Raw genomic sequence first — 18710 nt, 5'->3', positions numbered from 1 at the left:
TCGTACATTTTATTAATGTGCGTCTTTGGGTAATCAGTATGCCGGTCACGTTAAAATGAAACTCCTCGAAGACGGCAATTTCACGGGGTGGCTTAGAGTTGTCCTTTTTTTGATTGGCTTAGCCCTGGCCGCGGGGGGGCTCGGGGTTGACAAAATGCCCCGATGGATCAGGGCTGCGGCATTCGTCTTTGGCTTTGCGATGATGGCCATTGGAGGCATTTCCAGTCGAGCGCATATGCTGAAGATCAAGCCCTTTGATAACAGCTACAAAAAGGCGCGAAAGAGCTACGAAGTGAAGGCCGACGAACCGGACAAGAAGTGATGCGCCGATAACATACTCGACTGAATTGTCGCCAACGATCAGATATCTAGAAAAACACATGAGAACTATTCTCCGGGGGAACTCTGCTGCTGAGGCACTGCTGCTTATCGCGACCAGTGCGTCGGCACAGGAAGCTCCTCGCCCGATCATTCCGGGCAACGACCAACAAACTCGACAGCACGAAGAGGCGCGCGAACGCGAACGAGCAGTCTCCGCGCCCGGGGTGCGATCGGAAGTGGTGGCGAGTGCCGAGTATCCAACACTGCCTTCGGAAACGCCTTGCTTTCAAATCGAGCGTTTCATACTCGACGTACCGGATGCGTTGCCTCCCTCCCTGAAATCACAAGGCGCATCGGCATTGCCGATGGACCGCTTCGCATTCGCGCGTGAATGGCTTGGGCACTACTCGGGCCAGTGCGTCGGCAAACAGGGTCTCGACATGCTCGTCAAGGGCCTGTCGCAAGCGATCCTTGCGCGCGGGTATGTCACCACGCGCGTGCTTGTGCCCGAACAGGATCTGTCGACCGGCACCCTCAAGTTTTCGCTGATCCCCGGCGTAATCCGCAACGTGCGTTTCGCCGACGAAAAACTCCGCGGCACGTGGAAAACCGCCTTCCCGACTCGCGACGGCGAACTACTGAACCTGCGCGACCTCGAACAAGGCCTCGAACAGATGAAGCGCATGACGAGCCAGGACGTATCGATGCAGATCGTCCCAGCCGACGTTCCCGGCGAAAGCGACGTGGTGCTCGACGTAAAGCGCACTAAGCCCTGGACGGTCGTCGCTTCGATCGACAACTCGGGCACGCGCGCTACGGGCCGCCTTCAGGGCAATTTGTCGCTCGGTATCGACAATCCCCTTGGCCTGAACGATATCTTCAACATTGGCGTGAGCCAGGATCTGGAATTCGGCGACAAGCGACTCGGCTCGCATGGCTGGAACGGCTTCTACTCGATCCCGTGGGGCTATTGGACCGCCACACTATCGGCGTACACCAACACGTACTACCAGCAAATCGCCGGCGTGAACCAGACGTTCATCGCGAGCGGCAATTCGAAGACGGTTGATTTCAAGCTGAACCGCGTGCTGTCGCGTGGCCAGAACGATGTGTTCGGCGCGCAGTTCCGCTTGTCGCGCCGCTTCAGCCAGAGCTTCATCGAGGACACCGAAATTCCGCAGCAGCGCCGCAACAACACGTTCGTCGAATTCGGGCTGACCGATCGCCATTATTTCGGCAATGCGCAGTTCGACGGGACGCTCGCGTACCGGCAGGGCATCGGTGCGTTTGGCGCGCAGGACGACAGCCTTGCAGCGGACGGCGGCCCGACCTACCGCTACAAAATGGCCGTGCTCGACGCGAATCTGTCGGTGCCGTTCACCATCGCGCAGCAGCCGTTCCGCTACGTGACGACGTTCCACGGGCAGTACACGGGCAACACGCTGTACTACATCGACGACCTGACGATCGGCAGCCGTTACACCGTACGCGGATTCGACGGGGAGACGATGCTGGCCGCCTCCCGTGGCTTCTACTGGCGCAACGAACTGCAGGCGCCGATCGGCCAGACCGGGCGGGCGGTGTATGCGGGCATCGACTACGGCCGCGTATGGGGCCCCCAGCCGGTCACGCTCGTCGGCACGCAACTGGCGGGTGCAGTCATCGGCGTGAAGGGCAGCGTCGCGACTCGACTGGGCGCCTACGGTTACGACCTGTTTGCCGGCACGCCGATCTACAAACCGTCCGGGTTTCCTACGGCACGCGTGACGGTTGGTTTTCAGGTCACCGCACAGTTCTGATGAAGCGCGCGCAATCCGGTACTCGGCCCGGCGTCGTCGGAGACGACGCCGGCGAGGATCGAGAACTGACGGCTTTGCTGATCGCCTAGCTCGTGGCGCTATTGCCGGAGAGCCACGACCGGCGCCCCGGTGATCCAAGCCGCGGCGGCGAACCCTGCCCCCGCCTCACAACACGACCCCGTACACCTCCCGAGCCGCCGCCCGAATCGCATCGGCCATCACCTCGACAGCCGGCGACGGCAGCCGGTCCGTGCGTGTGATGATCCCGAAATCGTCCATCCGGCAATCCATCTCCAGCGGCAGCACCGTGACGATCCCGTGGCGCGCGTAGTACAGCGCGACGTCCTCCGCGAGCACCGCGATCATGTCGCTCTGCTCGATCAGCTGCGTGATGAACAGCAGCGCGGCCGTCTCGACCACGTTCGCGGGCGGCGCGAGGCTCGCGCGCTGGAACACCAGCTCGAAGCGGTGACGCAGCACGCTGCCGGCCGGCGGCATGACCCACGCGGCGCGCTGCACGTCGGCGAGCGACAGCGGCGCCTGCGCGAGCAGCGGATGGCCCGGCCGCACGACCGCGGCGACCGGCTCGCCGGTCAGCGGCTCGTAGCGCAGGTGCAGCTTGTCGTGTTCGGCGGACAGCCGGCCGAGCACGATGTCGAGCTTGTCCTGCGCAAGGTGTTCGAGCAGCACGTTGCTCGTGTCGATCGTCACCGACACGCGCACGTTCGCATGCGTCCCCTTGACGGCCGCGACGGCCGGCGGCACGAGCCGCAGCCCCGGCGACGTGATCGCGCCCACCGCCACGTGCCCGAGATGGCCGGCCTTCAGCGCGGCCAGCTCCTCGCGCGCCTGGTCGAGGCTGCCGAGCGCCGCGCGCGCGTGGCGGATCAGCGCGTCGCCGTACAGCGTCGGCCGCATCCCGCGCGGCAGCCGCTCGAACAACACCGCGCCGATCGATTCCTCGAGCTCGCGCAGCAGCTTCGACGCGGCCGGCTGCGTCATGCTCAGCGCGGCCGCCGCGCGGTGGATGCTGCCTTCGTCGGCGAGCGCGACGACCAGCAGGAGCTGGCGCGTCTTCAGGCGGCTGCGGTTTCCCCACGGGCTGGCTTCGGGCATCGTACGGGTTTATATCGATATCGGAATCGATATCGTAATCGCCTAAAACGTCATTAGCCAGTTATCAAAATTCTGCCTAGACTGCGCCGGTATCCCGTCACCACAGGACTGACGATGTCGGCAACGAAACCCAGGCTGCGCTCCACCCAATGGTTCGGCACCAACGACAAGAACGGCTTCATGTACCGGAGCTGGATGAAGAACCAGGGCATCCCCGATCACGAGTTCGACGGCCGGCCGATCATCGGCATCTGCAACACGTGGTCCGAACTGACGCCATGCAACGCGCACTTCCGCAAGCTCGCGGAGCACGTGAAGCGAGGGATCTCCGAAGCGGGCGGGTTCCCGGTCGAGTTCCCGGTGTTCTCGAACGGCGAATCGAACCTGCGGCCGTCGGCGATGCTCACGCGCAACCTGGCGTCGATGGACGTCGAGGAAGCGATTCGCGGCAACCCGATCGACGCGGTCGTGCTGCTCGCCGGCTGCGACAAGACGACCCCCGCGCTGCTGATGGGCGCGGCGAGCTGCGACGTGCCGGCGATCGTCGTGTCGGGCGGCCCGATGCTGAACGGCAAGCTCGAAGGCAAGAACATCGGCTCGGGCACGGCCGTGTGGCAGCTGCATGAAGCGCTGAAGGCGGGCGAGATCGACCTGCACCACTTCCTGTCGGCCGAGGCCGGCATGTCGCGCTCTGCCGGCACCTGCAACACGATGGGCACCGCGTCGACGATGGCATGCATGGCCGAGGCGCTCGGCGTCGCGCTGCCGCACAACGCGGCGATTCCGGCGGTCGATTCGCGCCGCTACGTGCTCGCGCACATGTCGGGCATCCGCATCGTCGAGATGGCGCTCGAAGGGCTCGTGCTGTCGAAGGTCCTGACGCGCGCCGCATTCGAGAACGCGATCCGCGCGAACGCGGCGATCGGCGGCTCGACCAACGCGGTGATCCACCTGAAGGCGATCGCGGGCCGCATCGGCGTGCCGCTCGAACTCGAGGACTGGATGCGCATCGGCCGCGACACGCCGACGATCGTCGACCTGATGCCGTCGGGGCGCTTCCTGATGGAGGAGTTCTATTACGCGGGCGGGTTGCCGGCCGTGCTGCGCCGGCTCGGCGAAGGCGGGCTGCTGCCGCATCCGGACGCGCTGACGGTCAACGGCAAGTCGCTGTGGGACAACGTGCGCGAAGCGCCGAACTACGACGACGAGGTGATCCGCCCGCTCGACCGGCCGCTGATCGCCGACGGCGGGATCTGCATCCTGCGCGGCAATCTCGCGCCGCGCGGCGCGGTGCTGAAGCCGTCGGCGGCGAGCCCCGAGCTGCTGAAGCATCGCGGCCGCGCGGTGGTGTTCGAGAACCTCGATCACTACAAGGCGACGATCAACGACGAAGCGCTCGACGTCGACGCGAGCTCGGTGCTGGTGCTGAAGAACTGCGGGCCGCGCGGTTATCCGGGGATGGCCGAGGTCGGCAACATGGGGTTGCCGCCGAAGCTGCTGCGCCAGGGCGTGAACGACATGGTGCGGATCTCGGATGCGCGGATGAGCGGCACCGCATACGGCACGGTCGTGCTGCACGTCGCGCCGGAAGCGGCCGCGGGCGGGCCGCTGGCCGCCGTGCGCAACGGCGACTGGATCGAGCTCGACTGCGAGGCCGGCACGCTGCATCTGGACATTTCGGATGACGAACTGCAGCGGCGCCTGTCGGACGTCGATCCGACCGCGGCGCCGGGCGTGGCCGGGCAGCTCGGCAAGGGCGGCTATGCGCGGCTGTATATCGATCACGTGCTGCAGGCCGACGAAGGGTGCGACCTCGACTTCCTGGTCGGCACGCGCGGCGCGGACGTGCCGAGCCATTCGCATTGAGCGGCGCATAGCCGTGCAGGGACGCGGATTGTGGCGGGGCCTGAGGGAAACAAGTTGACGCGCCGGCCGTGGTCGAGCGGGAAGCATGGGGGGCACCCAAGCACTAAAGCGCTAATGCGGGCCGACCGCAAAGCATGGGGCGTACGCAAGCGCTAAAGCGCCAACGTAGGCCGACCGTAAAGCTCGGGGCGTACGCAAGCGCTAAAGCGCCAACGTACGCCGACCGCGAAGCATGGGGCCCCCGTAAGCGCTAAAGCGCCAACGGTGGCCGACCGCAAAGCATGGGGCCCCCGTAAGCGCTAAAGCGCTAACGGTGGCCGACAGGAGACAAGATGACGACGCAGTACCCCCCCGCGCACGCCGTGGCGGACCAGTCCGATTCGCCGACAGCCGTCGACGAACGGCAACTGACCCGCGTGCTCACGCGCAAGCTCGTGCCGTTCCTCGCGCTGATCTACGTGGTCGCCTACGTCGACCGTACCGTCGTCGGCTTCGCGAAGCTGCACATGAACGCGGCGATCGGCCTCGGCGATGCCGCATACGGACTCGGCGCCGGACTGTTCTTCATCGGCTACTTCCTGTGCGAGGTGCCGAGCAACCTCGCGCTCGGACGCTTCGGCGCGCGCGTCTGGTTCGCACGCATCCTCGCGACGTGGGGCGTGATCACGATGGCGATGGCGCTGGTACAGGGACCGACCAGCTTCTACGTGCTGCGCTTCCTGCTCGGCGCGGCGGAAGCCGGCCTCTATCCCGGCATCCTGTACTTCCTCACACAATGGTTCCCGATGCGCGACCGTGCCCGCGTGATCGGCCTGCTCGTCCTTGCGCAGCCGCTCGCCGGCATCGTGACGGGCCCGCTCGCCGGTTGGCTGCTGTCGACGCACGGGCTGTTCGGCCTGTCGGACTGGCAGACGCTGTTCGTCGTCAGCGGCTTGCCGGCCGTGCTGCTCGCGTGGCCCACGCTGCGGCTGCTGCCCGAATCGCCCGCGCATGCGCGCTGGCTGAACGACGACGAGCGCCGCTGGATCGCGCGGCAGCTCGCCGCCGATCGCGACACGTATCGCCCCGATTCGCACGGCAATCCGCTCGCCGCATTGCGCGACCGCCGCGTACTGCTGCTCGCCGCGCTGTTCCTGCCGTTTCCGCTGTGCATCTACGGGCTGTCGCTGTGGCTGCCGACGATCATCCACGCGTTCGGCACCGGCGATGCGGCGACGGGGATGCTGTCCGCGGTGCCGTACCTGTTCGCGGTGGTCGGCCTGCTCGTCGTGCCGCGTCATTCGGATCGCAAGCGCGAGCGTTACTGGCACATCGTCGTCGTGTCGGCGGCCGCCGCCGTGACGATGGCCGCGAGCGCGTGGGTGCGCGAACCGGCGCTGCAGTTCCTGTTCATCTGCCTGACCGCGTTCTCGCTGTATTCGATCCAGGCCGTCGTATGGGCGCTGCCCGGCGAATTCCTCACCGGCACGAGCGCGGCGGTCGGCATCGCCGCGATCAATTCGCTCGCGAATCTCGGCGGCTACCTGGGGCCGTACGGCATCGGCCTGATCAAGGCGTCGACCGGCAGCCTCGCGGCCGGCCTGTACTTCCTCGCGGCGACGTTGCTGTTCGCGGTGCTGATGACGTTCGTGGTGCGCGCCGCGCTGCGCGCGCCCGAGCCGGCCGCGGGCACATTCGCCGGCGAATCCTGAACCCCGTGTTTTCCGGCTGAACGCCGCTTCGACCGACGCAGGACCGAACCATGACATCGAGCAGCACGCCGCGCTATCGCGGCATCTTCCCCGTCGTCCCGACGACGTTTTCCGAGACCGGCGAGCTCGACCTCGCAAGCCAGAAGCGCGCGGTCGACTTCATGATCGACGCGGGCTCGGACGGGCTGTGCATCCTCGCGAACTTCTCCGAGCAGTTCGCGATCACCGACGACGAACGCGACGTGCTCACGCGCACGATCCTCGAACACGTCGCCGGCCGCGTGCCGGTGATCGTCACGACGTCGCACTACGGCACGCAGGTGTGCGCGGCGCGCAGCCTGCGTGCGCAGCAGCTCGGCGCGGCGATGGTGATGGCGATGCCGCCGTATCACGGCGCGACGTTCCGCGTGCCCGAAGCGCAGATCTTCGAGTTCTTCGCACGCGTGTCGGACGCGATCGACATCCCGATCATGATCCAGGATGCGCCCGCGAGCGGCACCGCGTTGTCCGCGCCGTTCCTCGCGCGCATGGCGCGCGAGATCGAGCAGGTCGCGTACTTCAAGATCGAGACGCCGGGTGCGGCGAACAAGCTGCGCGAGCTGATCCGGCTCGGCGGCGACGCGATCGAAGGGCCGTGGGACGGCGAGGAGGCGATCACGTTGCTCGCCGACCTGCATGCCGGCGCGACCGGTGCGATGACGGGCGGCGGCTTTCCGGACGGCATCCGGCCGATCCTCGAAGCATTCCGCGAAGGGCGGCACGACGAGGCGTTCGCGCGCTATCAGACGTGGCTGCCGCTGATCAATCACGAGAACCGCCAGTCCGGGATCCTCACCGCGAAGGCGCTGATGCGCGCCGGCGGCGTGATCGCGTGCGAGCGGCCGCGGCACCCGATGCCGGAACTGCACCCGGACACGCGCGCGGAGCTGCTCGCGATCGCGCGCCGGCTCGATCCGCTCGTGCTGCGCTGGGCGCACTGAGCAAGTGGCGAAGGAGAAACGCAGATGAGCGACGTGATTTCACTGGGCGTGATCGGGATCGGCAAGATCGCGCGCGACCAGCATTTGCCGGCGATCGCCGCCGAACCGGGTTTCGTGCTGACCGCGTGCGCGAGCCGTCATGCGGAAGTCGATGGCGTGCGCAACTACCAGGACCTGGGCGCGCTGCTGGCCGCCGAGCCCGAGCTCGACGCCGTGTCGCTGTGCGCGCCGCCGCAGGTGCGCTACGCGCAGGCACGTGCCGCGCTCGAGGCCGGCAAGCACGTGATGCTCGAGAAGCCGCCGGGCGCGACGCTCGGCGAAGTGGCCGCGCTGGACGCGCTCGCGCGCGAACGCGGCCTCACGCTGTTCGCGACCTGGCATTCGCGCTGCGCGAGCGCGGTGGAACCGGCGCGCGCGTGGCTCGCGACGCGCACGATCCGTGCGGTCCAGGTGCGCTGGAAGGAGGACGTGCGGCGCTGGCATCCGGGCCAGCAGTGGATCTGGGAGCCCGGCGGCCTCGGCGTGTTCGATCCCGGCATCAACGCGCTGTCGATCGTTACGCGGATCCTGCCGCGCGAGCTCGTGCTGCGCGAGGCGACGCTCTACGTGCCGAGCGACGCGCAGATGCCGATCGCGGCCGACCTCGAGTGCGCCGATACGCACGGCGTGCCCGTGCGCGCGGAATTCGACTGGCGGCACGGCCCCGTCGAGCAATGGGAGATCGCGGTCGACACGTCGGACGGCGTGCTCGCGATCAGCCGCGGCGGCGCGCAATTGTCGATTGCGGGCGAGCCGGTCGAGCTCGGGCCGCAGCGCGAGTACCCGGCGCTGTATGCGCAGTTCCGCGCGCTGATCGCGCGCGGCGCAAGCGACGTCGACGTGCGGCCGTTGCGGCTCGTCGCCGACGCATTCCTGTTCGGGCGGCGCGTCGGGACCGACGCGTTCGGCCGCTGACACCGTGCCGCCGCGAGCGCGACCGCGCACGACGAAACGCGCACGACGAGAGTTGAAGACCCAAGCCAACAGACAAGGAGACACCGCATGAACCGCACGACTCACACGATCCGCCGCCACACGTTGCGCGCGCTGCTGGCCGCGCTTTGCCTCGCGCCGCTCGGGATGCAGGGCGCCGCGCACGCCGACGCGCCGCTGAAGATCGGCTTCCTGGTGAAGATGCCCGAGCAGGCATGGTTCATCAACGAGCAGAACGCGGCGTCCGCGCTCGGCCAGAAGGAGAACTTCTCGGTCGTGAAGATCGGCACGCCGGACGGCGAGAAGGTGCTTGCCGCAATCGACAACCTCGGCTCGCAAGGCGCGCAGGGCTTCGTGATCTGCGCACCCGACGTGCGCCTCGGGCCGGCGATCGCGTCGCGCGCGAAGCGCTACAACATGAAGTTCGTGACGGTCGACGACCAGCTCGTCGACTCGACCGGCAAGCCGCTGCCGAACGTGCCGCACCTCGGGATGTCGGCGACCAAGATCGGCAACCAGGTCGGCCAGGCGATCGCCGACGAGATGAAGCGGCGCGGCTGGAAGCCGGAGGAAGTCGGCGCGCTGCGCGTCACCAACTACGAGCTGCCGACCGCGAAGCTGCGCACCGACGGCGCGACGCAGGCGCTGCTCGCGAACGGCTTCCGCAAGGAAAACATCTTCGACGCGCCGCAGAAGACGACCGACGACGAAGGCGGCTTCAGCGCGGCAGCGCCTGTGCTCGCGCGCCATCCGAACATCAAGAAGTGGGTGGTCTACGCGCTGAACGAGGAAACCGTGCTCGGCGCGGTACGCGCGACCGAACAGCTGCACATCCCGGCCGCGGACGTGATCGGCGTCGGCATCAACGGCGCAGGCGAGGCGTTTGCCGAGTTCCAGAAGAAGGAGCCGACCGGCTTCTACGGGACGATCGCGGTCAGCTCGACGAATCACGGCAAGGACAGCACGCAGAACCTCGTCGACTGGATCCGCAACGCCAAGACGCCGCCGGCCGACACGCAGACGAGCGGCAAGCTGATGACGCGCGCGAACTGGCAGGCCGTGCGCGCCGAGCTCGGCATCTGAACGTGCGGGGCGACGACGCGATGACGATGCAGATGATGACGGCCAGTTCGCGCCACGACGACGTGGCCACGCCCGGCACCGCGCCGCCGCCGCCCGGCGGCGCGCTGCTCGCGCTCGACGGCATCACGGTGACGTTCCCGGGCGTGCGTGCGCTCGACGGCGTGTCGCTGTCGGTGCGCGCGGGCGAGGTGCACGGGCTGATGGGCGAGAACGGCGCGGGCAAGTCGACGCTGCTGAAGGTGCTGTCCGGCGTGAATCAGCCGCAGGCCGGCACGCTGACGCTGAACGGCACGGTGCAGCGCTTCGCGTCGACGCGCGCCGCGCTCGAGGCCGGCATCGCGATCATCTACCAGGAGCTGCATCTGGTACCCGAGCTGACGGTCGCCGAGAACCTGATGCTCGGCCAGCTGCCGAGCCGGCTCGGCGTGGTCGACGAGCGCGCGCTTGCCGTGCGCGCACTCGATGCGCTGGAGCGGCTCGGCGAGCACATCGACCCGGACATCCCGGTGAAGTATTTGTCGATCGGCCAGCGCCAGATGATCGAGATCGGCAAGGCGCTGATGCGCGACGCGCGCGTGATCGCGTTCGACGAGCCGACGAGTTCGCTGTCCGCGCGCGAGACCACGCAGCTGTTCCGCATCATCCGTTCGCTGCGTGCCGAGGGCCGCGCGATCATCTACGTCACGCACCGGATGGAGGAAGTCGACGCGCTGTGCGATCGCGTGACGGTGTTCCGTGACGGCCGCCGGATCGAGACGTTCGAATCGGTCGCCGAGCTCGACCGCGACCGCCTGATCGGCTGCATGGTCGGCCGCTCGATCGAGGACGTGTACGGCTACCGGCCGCGCACGGCCGGCGACGTGCTGATCGAGGCGAAGGGGCTCGTCGGGCCCGGCCTGTCCGAGCCGGTGTCGTTCGCCGCGCGGCGCGGCGAGATCGTCGGCTTCTTCGGGCTCGTCGGCGCGGGCCGCTCGGAGCTGATGAAGCTGCTGTACGGCGCGGCGCGGCCGACGGGCGGGCATGTCGAGCTGGGCGGCAAGCGCGTGGCGTTCGCGAGCCCGCGGCACGCGGTGCGCGCCGGCATCGCGCTGTGCCCCGAGGACCGCAAGCAGGAAGGCATCGTCGCGATCGCGTCGGTGGCCGACAACCTGAACATCAGCGCGCGCCGTCATTTCAGCCCGGCGCGCGTGCTGCTCGACGCGCGGCGCGAACGCGAGCTGGCGCAGCAATACATCGAGCGGCTCGCGATCAAGACCCGCGACGGCGAGACGCCGATCGGCGCGCTGTCGGGCGGCAACCAGCAGAAGGTCGTGCTCGCGCGCTGGCTGGCCGAGCGCATCGACGTGTTCCTGATGGACGAGCCGACGCGCGGCATCGACGTCGGCGCGCGCGCGGAAATCTACAACCTGTTCTACGAACTCGCGGAAGCGGGCCGCACGGTGATCATCGTGTCGAGCGATCTGGCCGAGGTGATCGGCGTGGCGGACCGCGTCATCGTGATGAAGGAAGGACGGATCGCGGGCGAGGTCGCGAAGGCGCAGGCGACACCCGACGCGCTGATCAAGCTCGCGCTGCCGCGCTAGCGGCCTGCAGTCAACCGGAAAGCAAACGTTATGAGCCAGGCAATGCAACCCCAACGCACTTCCCCGTCCCCCGATGCCGCAGCCGCGCCCGCGCGAGCGCGCGGCGGCGTGTGGCAACTGATCAACCGCTCCGGCATCGTGATGGTGTTTCTCGTGCTGTTCGCGACGCTGTCGCTGACCGTGCCGGACTTCCTCACGCCGCGCAACATCCAGGGCCTGCTGCTGTCGGTCACGCTGATCGGCTCGATCGCGGTGACGATGATGTTCGTGCTCGCGCTCGGCGAAGTCGACCTGTCGGTCGCGTCGATCGTCGCGTTCTCGGGCGTCGTCGCGTCGACGCTGATCACCGCGACGCACAGCGTCGTGCTCGGCATCGCAGCCGGCGTGCTGGCGGGCGGCGCGGTCGGGCTCGTGAACGGCGTGCTGATCGCGCGCTGGCGGATCAACTCGCTGATCGTCACGCTCGCGATGATGGAAGTCGTGCGTGGGCTCGCGTTCATCACGTCGAACGGCGACGCGGTGATGATCTCCGAAGAGCGCTTCTTCGATCTCGGCGGCGGGTCGTTCCTCGGCATCTCGTATCCGATCTGGAGCAACATCGTCGGCTTCGTCGTGTTCGGCTTCCTGTTGCGCAAGACCGTGTTCGGCAAGAACGTGCTGGCGGTCGGCGGCAACGGCGAGGCCGCGCTGCTCGCGGGGCTGCCGGTGATGCGCATCAAGATCGCGGTGTTCGTGCTGCAGGGTCTCGTGACCGGCTTCGCCGGCGTGATGCTCGCGTCGCGGATGAGCCTCGGCGACCCGAAGACGTCGGTCGGTCTCGAACTCGGCGTGATCTCCGCGTGCGTGCTCGGCGGCGTGTCGCTGACGGGCGGCGTCGCGACGATCTCCGGCGTGCTGGTCGGCGTGCTGATCATGGGCTCCGTGCAGGATGCGATGAGCCTCTTGAACGTGCCGACCTTTTACCAATATCTGATACGCGGCGGAATTCTGTTGCTCGCGGTGCTGTTCGACCAGTATCGTCGCAACCAGCGGCGCGCGATGAAGATCTGACCCTGACGCACGCGCGGCCGCCTACGAATGCGAAAGATATCGGGAGACGGCATGCAACAGACGCATCCGGGCGCGGCGGCGCTGCTGGTCGACAGCCGCAACACGCTCGGCGAAGGCGCGACGTGGTGCGACGCGACGCACGCGCTGTACTGGACGGACATCGAAGGCGCGCGGCTGTGGCGCTGCCGCGCGGACGGCTCGGACCTCGCGCAGTGGCCGATGCCCGAACGGCTCGCGTGCTTCGCGCTCACGCATGATCCCGACGTGCTGCTGGTCGGGCTTGCGACGCATCTCGCGTTCTTCGATCTGCGCAGCGGCGAATTCACGCGGATCGTCGACGTCGAACCCGACCTGCCGACGCGGCTGAACGACGGCCGCTGCGATCCGTTCGGCGCGTTCGTGTTCGGGATGAAGGACGAAGGCGGCGATCCGCCGCGCGCGGTCGGCGGCTTCTACCGGCTCAATCCGGACCTCACGCTCGAACGGCTTGGATTGCCGGCGGCCGCGATCGCGAACAGCATCGCGTTCTCGCCGGACGGCGCGAAGATGCATTTCTGCGATTCGATGGTGCGCGAGATTCTCGTCTGCGATTACCGGGCGGGCGGCGACGTGGCCAACGTGCGGCCGTTCGCGCGACTGACCGATGCTGATGGCGACCCGGACGGCTCGACGATGGATCGCGACGGCGGGCTGTGGAACGCGCAATGGGGCGGCCGGCGCGTGGTACGTTACGGGCCGGACGGCATCGAGACGGATCGAGTGGCCGTGCCGACCGCGCAGCCCAGCTGCGTCGCAATCGACGGTGAAGGCCGCTTGTACGTGACGAGCGCGCGTGTCGGGTTGGGCGACGACGCGCTGGCGAGCGATGCCGATGCCGGCGGCGTGTTCGTCGCCCGGACGCGCCATGCGGGGCTGCCGACCGCGCGATTCGCAGGCGCGCCGCGCAACTGATCGCGCATTCGCGCACTGTAAGGATCCCGTTCATGGGATGCCGCTGACGCGGCGGCGTCGCGTTCAGGCCCGCGGTTTGCCGCGCTTGCGTGCGCGCGCCGTGCCGTTCCGGCTTCGCGGAACGCCCGTTCCGCCGCCGACCTGCTGGTAAGATGGCCCGCAATCCCATCCCGCCCGCACCATGAGCTCCACCCCGACCAAGCCCGCGAACCCGAAAAACGCCGCGAAGAACGCTGCCCGCGCGACGGGCGACAAGCCGAAGGCGCGCGTGCAACAGCGCCTGACCTACGTGATCGGCGGCCTCGACCGGCTGCTGCGCCGTCACATGACCGACGCGCTCGCGCCGCTCGGCATCACGCTCGCGCAATACACGGCGCTGTCGGTGCTCGAGGCGCGCGGCGCCTCGTCGAACGCGCAACTGGCCGAGCGCTCGTGGATCACGCCGCAATCGGCGAACGAGGTGATGAGCGTGATGGCCGCCCGCGGTTTCGTCACGCGCGAGGCCGACCCGTCGCACGGCCGCATCATCCTGCTGACGCTGACCGACGCAGGCGCGGCGATGTTGCGTGAATGCGAAGGCGTGCTGCGCCCGCTCGAGGCGCGCATGCTCGGCGACATCTCCGCCGACGACGCCGCGCACGTGCAGCGCGCGCTCGAACTGTTCTCGCGCAACCTGCGCGGCTGATCCGTTTCCGAACCTGACGGCGCGGGCCCGTGCGGCCCGCGTTGGCCGTGCACGCGCCGTCGCCGGTCGCCCGACCGTGCCCCGATTCCGTGGTCACCGCCGCTTTCCGCTCCGGGTTTACACCGGCGCTCATGCCGCTTGCAATATCAGGTAGCCTGATATTAAATGAAGCCGTCCGCAGCAGGAATGCTGCGCACCGAATCGCACAGGAACGAACGACAGGAACAGACATGAGCAAGTACGACAACCGCTGGCAGACCGTGAAAGTGAACGTGGAGGCCGGCATCGCGTGGGTTACGCTGAACCGGCCCGAGAAGCGCAATGCGATGAGCCCGACGCTGAACCGGGAGATGCTGGAGGTCCTCGACGCGGTCGAGTTCGACGACGAGGCGAAGGTGCTGGTGCTGACCGGCGCGGGCGCCGCGTGGACGGCCGGCATGGATCTGAAGGAATATTTCCGCGAGATCGACGGCGGCTCCGACGCGCTGCAGGAAAAGGTGCGGCGCGACGCGTCGGAATGGCAGTGGCGCCGCCTGCGGATGTACAACAAGCCGACGATCGCGATGGTGAACGGCTGGTGCTTCGGCGGCGGGTTCTCGCCGCTCGTCGCCTGCGACCTCGCGATCGCGGCGGACGAAGCGGTGTTCGGGCTGTCGGAGATCAACTGGGGCATCCCGCCGGGCAACCTCGTCAGCAAGGCGATGGCCGACACGGTCGGGCATCGCCGCGCGCTGCACTACATCATGACCGGCGACACGTTCACCGGCGTGGAAGCGGCCGAAATGGGCCTCGTGAACAGCAGCGTGCCGCTGGCCGGCCTGCGCGACGCGACGATCGCGCTCGCCGCGCGGCTGATGGACAAGAACCCGGTCGTGCTGCGCGCCGCGAAGCACGGCTTCAAGCGCTCGCGCGAACTCACGTGGGAGCAGTGCGAGGATTACCTGTATGCGAAGCTCGACCAGGCGCAGCTGCGCGATCCGGAGCGCGGCCGCGAGCAGGGGCTGAAGCAGTTCCTCGACGACAAGACGATCAAGCCGGGCCTGCAGGCATACAAGCGCTGATACAGGCGCCGAAGCAATCGCCAACGCAGCCGCAAGAGACAGGCAAGGCAGGAGACGACATGACCGACAGACGGATGCTGATCGCGGGCGAGTGGTGCACCGCCCGCGACGGCCGAACCTTCGACCGATTCAACCCCGCGACGGGCGCGCTTGCGTCGCGCGCGCCGGCGGCCGGCCCGGTCGATGCCGACGCGGCGATCGACGCCGCGCACCGCGCATTCCCCGCGTGGGCGGCGCTCGCGCCGACCGAACGGCGCCGCCGGCTGCTGAAGGCGGCCGACCTGATGGACGCGCGCATCGACGAGATCATCGCGACCGGCGTCGCCGAAACCGGCGCGACGCCCGGCTGGCTCGGCTTCAACGTGACGCTCGCGGCGAACATGCTGCGCGAGGCCGCGTCGATGACGACGCAGATCGACGGCGACGTGATCCCGTCCGACGTGCCCGGCAATCTGGCGCTCGCGATGCGCGTGCCGTGCGGCGTCGTGCTCGGCATCGCGCCGTGGAACGCGCCGGTGATCCTCGGCACGCGCGCGCTGGCGATGCCGCTCGCGTGCGGCAACACCGTCGTGCTGAAGGCGTCCGAGGCGTGCCCGGGCGTGCACGCGCTGATCGGCGCGGTGCTGGACGAAGCGGGGCTCGGCGCGGGCGTGGTCAACGTGATCACGCACGCGGCCGCTGATGCACCCGAACTCGTCGAGCGGATGATCGCGCATCCGCACGTGAAGCGAATCAACTTCACCGGGTCCACGCACGTCGGGCGCATCATCGCGCGCCATGCGGCCGCGCACCTGAAACCCGTGCTGCTCGAACTCGGCGGCAAGGCGCCGGTGCTCGTGCTCGACGATGCCGATCTCGATGCGGCCGTCGACGCGATCGCATTCGGCGCATTCTTCAACCAGGGGCAGATCTGCATGTCGACCGAGCGCGTGATCGCCGCGCGACCGATCGCCGATGCGCTCGTCGAACGGCTCGCCGCGAAGGCGCGCACGCTCGTCGCGGGCGATCCGCTCGCAGGCCATCCGCTCGGCACGATGGTCGACGCGGCGGCCGCCGCGCGCGCGGCGTCGCTCGTAGAGGACGCGCGTTCGCATGGCGCGCAGCTGCCGCTCGGCTGCCGCGTCGAAGGCGCGACGATGCAGCCTGCGATCGTCGACGGCGTGACGCACGACATGCGGCTCTACCGCGAGGAATCGTTCGCGCCGGTCGTCGCGATCCTGCGCGCGGACAGCGACGACGAAGCGGTCGCGCTCGCGAACGACAGCGAGTTCGGGCTGTCGGCGAGCGTGTTCAGCCGCGACATCGCGCGGGCGATGACGGTCGCGCGCCGGATCGAATCGGGGATCTGCCACATCAACGGGCCGACCGTGCACGACGAGGCGCAGATGCCGTTCGGCGGCACGAAGGCGAGCGGCTACGGTCGCTTCGGCAGCCGCGCGTCGATCGCCGAATTCACCGAGCTGCGCTGGATCACCGTGCAGACTACGCCGCGTCACTACCCGTTATGAGCGAGCCGACGATGAATGTTGCGACGCCCGCCAGCGGGCAGGTAAATGAAACGGGCGGCGTGCGTTATCGCGCGGCGGCCGTCGCGGTCGGCGCGGCCGAGATTCGCCGCGCGGAAAACGGCGCGTGGTACCTGCGCTCGCGCGAACCGCTCGGCGACTACCCGACGCGCGTGACCGACTGCCTCGTGCGCGGCGCGCAAGCGCACCCCGACCGCATACTGGCGGCACGCCGCGGTGCCGACGGCCGCTGGATCGCGCTCACCTACGCGCAGATGCTCGAACGCGCCCGCGCGATTGGACAGGGCCTCGTCGATCTCGGGTTGTCGGCCGAGCGTCCGCTCGCGGTGCTGTCCGGCAACGATCTCGAGCATCTGCAGCTGATGTTCGCGGCGATGCTGGCCGGCGTGCCGTACTCGCCGATCTCGCCCGCGTATTCGCTGGTGTCGACCGACTACGGCAAGCTGCGTCACACGCTCGGCATGCTGCGGCCGGGCGCGGTATTCGTCGCGGAACGCGCGCCGTTCGCGCGTGCGCTCGACGCGACGTTGCCGGCCGATGCGGCGCTGATCGTCGCGCAGGATGCGGACGTCGACGCCGAAGGGCGAGCGGTGCCGCTGTCGCGCCTGCTCGCGACCGTCCCGCGCACGATCGACGCGATCCATGCGGGGCTCGGCCCCGACCATCTCGCGAAGATCCTGTTTACGTCGGGTTCGACGAAGCAGCCGAAGGCCGTGCCGACCACGCACCGGATGCTGTGCAGCAACCAGCAGATGCTGCGCCAGACGATGCCCGAGCTGACGCGCGAGCCGCCGGTGCTGGTCGACTGGCTGCCGTGGAATCACACGTTCGGCGGCAGTCACAACCTCGGCATCGCGCTGTACAACGGCGGTTCGCTGTACATCGACGACGGCCGCCCGGTGCCGGGGCGCTTCGACGAAACCGTGCGCAACCTGCGCGAGATCGCGCCGACGATCTACTTCAACGTGCCGAAAGGCTGGGAAGAACTGACCGCCGCGCTCGAACGCGATTCGGCGTTGCGCGACACGTTCTTCTCGCGCGTGAAGCTGTACTTCTTCGGCGGCGCGGGGCTGTCGCAGGCCGCGTGGGACCGGCTCGACCGCGTGACCGAAGCGCATTGCGGCGAGCGCATCCGGATCATGGCCGGCCTCGGGATGACGGAGGCGTCGCCGTCGTGCCTGTTCACGACGGGGCCGCTGATGCGCGCCGGCTATATCGGCCTGCCCGCGCCCGGCTGCGACGCGAAGCTCGTGCCGTGCGGCGACAAGCTCGAGCTGCGTTTCAAGGGGCCGAACGTGATGCGCGGCTACTGGCACGCGGACGTCGATCCGCGCGACGTGTTCGACGACGAAGGCTATTACCGCAGCGGCGATGCGGGGGTCTTCGCCGATCCGCAGCGGCCGGAACTCGGGCTGCTGTTCGACGGCCGGCTCACCGAGGATTTCAAGCTGAGCAGCGGCACCTTCGTCAGCGTCGGGCCGTTGCGCGCGAACGCGGTGTCGAGCGGCGCGCCGTACGTGCAGGACGTGGTCGTCACCGGCATCGATCGCGACGACATCGGCCTGCTGGTGTTTCCGCGCGTCGAAGCGTGCCGCGCGCTGGCGGGGCTCGCGGCCGATGCGTCCGTGACCGACGTGCTGCGCGCGCCGGTCGTGCGCGCGGCGTTCGCGGCATGGCTTGCCGTGCTGAACCGGCATGCGAGCGGCGGCTCGACGTTCGTCGCGCGCATCCGGCTGATCGATACGCCGCCTTCGCTCGATCTCGGCGAAGTGACCGACAAGGGTTCGCTGAACCAGGCGGCCGTGCAGAAGCATCGCGCGGCGACGATCGACGCGCTGTACGACCCGGCGCGACGCGATCCCGACGTGATTTACGCGTAAGCAGAAGCAGACCGAAGCAAACCGAAGCAAGCAGGCACGACGACCGGCCGGCCACGATACCGGCAGGCATTCTTGCGGCCAGCGAATCAGGCTGCCTGATAAGGGAGGCCGTTCGGACGACACCGCGCGCGCCGCTCCGCCACTGG

The 18710-nt window shown here is 68.3% G+C and carries 15 protein-coding genes; 14 read left to right on the top strand and 1 reads right to left on the bottom strand.

What is annotated here, in order from left to right:
* The first annotated feature begins 55 nt into the window (after positions 1-55).
* On the top strand, positions 56-322 hold the full coding sequence (locus PL79_RS01710; RefSeq protein WP_044847386.1) for a hypothetical protein: 267 nt from the start codon (positions 56-58) through the stop codon (positions 320-322).
* 58 nt (positions 323-380) lie between these two features.
* A complete protein-coding gene (locus PL79_RS01705) occupies positions 381-2120 on the top strand; it encodes a ShlB/FhaC/HecB family hemolysin secretion/activation protein (RefSeq protein WP_044847385.1) in 1740 nt (579 codons plus the stop codon).
* 165 nt (positions 2121-2285) lie between these two features.
* Here PL79_RS01705 and PL79_RS01700 read toward each other — a convergent pair whose 3' ends face one another.
* The gene (locus PL79_RS01700) at positions 2286-3236 is read right to left on the bottom strand and encodes a LysR substrate-binding domain-containing protein (protein ID WP_044847384.1); all 951 of its coding nucleotides are present in this window, start codon (positions 3234-3236) and stop codon (positions 2286-2288) included.
* 114 nt (positions 3237-3350) lie between these two features.
* Here PL79_RS01700 and PL79_RS01695 point away from each other — a divergent pair, with 114 nt between their 5' ends.
* The 12 genes from PL79_RS01695 (at position 3351) to PL79_RS01640 (ending at position 18564) form a co-directional block, all read left to right on the top strand.
* The gene (locus tag PL79_RS01695) at positions 3351-5102 is read left to right on the top strand and encodes an IlvD/Edd family dehydratase (protein WP_044847383.1); all 1752 of its coding nucleotides are present in this window, start codon (positions 3351-3353) and stop codon (positions 5100-5102) included.
* A 332-nt stretch (positions 5103-5434) separates the two neighbouring features.
* Positions 5435-6793: an MFS transporter gene (locus PL79_RS01690; protein WP_044847382.1), complete on the top strand. Its 1359-nt coding sequence runs from the start codon at positions 5435-5437 to the stop codon at positions 6791-6793.
* A 50-nt stretch (positions 6794-6843) separates the two neighbouring features.
* Positions 6844-7773: a dihydrodipicolinate synthase family protein gene (locus tag PL79_RS01685; protein ID WP_044847381.1), complete on the top strand. Its 930-nt coding sequence runs from the start codon at positions 6844-6846 to the stop codon at positions 7771-7773.
* A 24-nt stretch (positions 7774-7797) separates the two neighbouring features.
* Positions 7798-8727 (top strand): Gfo/Idh/MocA family protein, encoded by a 930-nt coding sequence (locus PL79_RS01680; RefSeq protein ID WP_044847380.1) that lies wholly within the window; start codon positions 7798-7800, stop codon positions 8725-8727.
* Positions 8728-8814: 87 nt separating this feature from the next.
* Complete coding sequence (locus PL79_RS01675; RefSeq protein ID WP_044847379.1) at positions 8815-9828, top strand: arabinose ABC transporter substrate-binding protein; 1014 nt, start codon at positions 8815-8817, stop codon at positions 9826-9828.
* Between the two features lie 20 nt (positions 9829-9848).
* Positions 9849-11411, top strand: a complete 1563-nt coding sequence (araG, locus tag PL79_RS01670) for an L-arabinose ABC transporter ATP-binding protein AraG (protein ID WP_044847396.1) — start codon at positions 9849-9851, stop codon at positions 11409-11411.
* Positions 11412-11441: 30 nt separating this feature from the next.
* Positions 11442-12461, top strand: coding sequence for an L-arabinose ABC transporter permease AraH (araH, locus tag PL79_RS01665; RefSeq protein ID WP_044847378.1), 1020 nt, complete (start codon positions 11442-11444; stop codon positions 12459-12461).
* A 51-nt stretch (positions 12462-12512) separates the two neighbouring features.
* Positions 12513-13412: an SMP-30/gluconolactonase/LRE family protein gene (locus tag PL79_RS01660; RefSeq protein ID WP_044847377.1), complete on the top strand. Its 900-nt coding sequence runs from the start codon at positions 12513-12515 to the stop codon at positions 13410-13412.
* A gap of 181 nt (positions 13413-13593) precedes the next feature.
* Positions 13594-14097 carry a MarR family winged helix-turn-helix transcriptional regulator gene (locus PL79_RS01655; protein ID WP_044847376.1) on the top strand — a complete coding sequence of 168 codons (504 nt, stop codon included), beginning with the start codon at positions 13594-13596 and terminating at the stop codon, positions 14095-14097.
* A gap of 230 nt (positions 14098-14327) precedes the next feature.
* Complete coding sequence (locus tag PL79_RS01650; protein WP_044847375.1) at positions 14328-15158, top strand: p-hydroxycinnamoyl CoA hydratase/lyase; 831 nt, start codon at positions 14328-14330, stop codon at positions 15156-15158.
* A 59-nt stretch (positions 15159-15217) separates the two neighbouring features.
* Positions 15218-16666 carry an aldehyde dehydrogenase gene (locus tag PL79_RS01645; RefSeq protein WP_044847374.1) on the top strand — a complete coding sequence of 483 codons (1449 nt, stop codon included), beginning with the start codon at positions 15218-15220 and terminating at the stop codon, positions 16664-16666.
* A complete protein-coding gene (locus PL79_RS01640) occupies positions 16663-18564 on the top strand; it encodes a feruloyl-CoA synthase (RefSeq protein ID WP_044847373.1) in 1902 nt (633 codons plus the stop codon). Before PL79_RS01645 ends, PL79_RS01640 begins: the two co-directional genes overlap by 4 nt.
* Positions 18565-18710: the final 146 nt, after the last annotated feature.

It is taken from the genome of Burkholderia sp. USMB20, from assembly GCF_000949135.2.
Taxonomy (GTDB): domain Bacteria; phylum Pseudomonadota; class Gammaproteobacteria; order Burkholderiales; family Burkholderiaceae; genus Burkholderia.
This window is presented reverse-complemented; position numbering and strand designations above follow the sequence as displayed.